1 protein-coding gene is annotated in these 573 nt (G+C 68.6%); it reads right to left on the reverse strand.

The window, feature by feature from the left end; genetic code table 11:
- Positions 1 to 545 (reverse strand): GTP-binding protein (locus IE286_RS26925; RefSeq protein ID WP_189799367.1); only part of this gene is annotated, 545 nt, incomplete at its 3' end.
- Between the last annotated feature and the right edge of the window lie 28 nt (positions 546 to 573).

Raw genomic sequence — 573 nt, forward strand, 5'->3', positions numbered from 1 at the left:
TTGGCGTCGGCGCGGTGGCGGGCGTCGGTGGTGATGATGGGGGTGTCGGGGCCGATCTGGAGTGCTTCGCGGACTTCGTCGGGGGTGTAGGGCTGCTGGCCGTCGAAGCCGTTGAGGGCGATGATGAAGGGCAGTCCGCTGTTCTCGAAGTAGTCGACGGCGGGGAAGCAGTCGGCGAGCCGGCGGGTGTCGACGAGGACGACGGCGCCGATGGCGCCGCGGACGAGGTCGTCCCACATGAACCAGAACCGGTCCTGTCCGGGGGTGCCGAACAGGTACAGGATGAGGTCCTGGTCGAGGGTGATGCGGCCGAAGTCCATGGCGACGGTGGTGGTGGTCTTGTCGCCCGTGTGGGTGAGGTCGTCGATGCCCGCGGACGCGGACGTCATGACGGCCTCCGTGCGCAGCGGGTTGATCTCGGAGACGGCGCCGACGAACGTGGTCTTGCCCACGCCGAAGCCGCCCGCCACCACGATCTTCGCGGAGGTGGTCGCCCGGCTCCCGGTGTCGCCGGCGGACCCTCCGCTAGAGGTTGCGAAGTCCACTGAGCACCCTTTCGAGCAGTGTCACGTC

Origin of the sequence: Streptomyces thermodiastaticus (genome assembly GCF_014656135.1) — a bacterium.
Lineage (GTDB): Bacteria > Actinomycetota > Actinomycetes > Streptomycetales > Streptomycetaceae > Streptomyces > Streptomyces thermodiastaticus.